Genomic DNA, 430 nt, shown 5'->3' with positions numbered 1-430 from the left:
GTGCTGTTCATCGCGGACTACAGCTTCTCCAGGCGGACCGATGTGTATCTCACCACGGCGTACACGCGCAACGCGGCATTGAACATGGATTCCGCCGCGATCGGCTATGCAAACGGCTACTACCTCGGCAAAGACAAGAACCACATGTTTGGGGTGGCGGTCGGCGTCAGGCACAAGTTAGTTCTGAGCGCGCCGGGAGACCGGCAAGGAATAGGTGGTGCACGCCCACTACGATGAGGGAATGGAGCCATAACTCGGACGTCGGTCTGGTTCCTGAGCACCCGGAGCTTGCAAGGATGTCTACGAAGGCTCAGGCGTTCTTTGACGTACGCATCAATCGGATGTCCGCTCCGGGGAACGAACGTCGCGCAGAAGTAGGTCGGGAGCTGGGCATGAGGATCTTTTGGATGGCCGCAGCCAAGCGTAGAGC

The 430-nt window shown here is 59.1% G+C and carries 1 protein-coding gene; it reads left to right on the top strand.

The features are described from left to right. Positions 1 to 237, top strand: a 237-nt coding sequence (locus tag AC1DJO_RS29890; protein ID WP_477974139.1) for a hypothetical protein, incomplete at its 5' end; no start/stop codon positions are given. Positions 238 to 430 lie beyond the last annotated feature (193 nt).

Source organism: Rhizobium sp. 05N430, from assembly GCF_056396985.1.
This window is presented reverse-complemented; position numbering and strand designations above follow the sequence as displayed.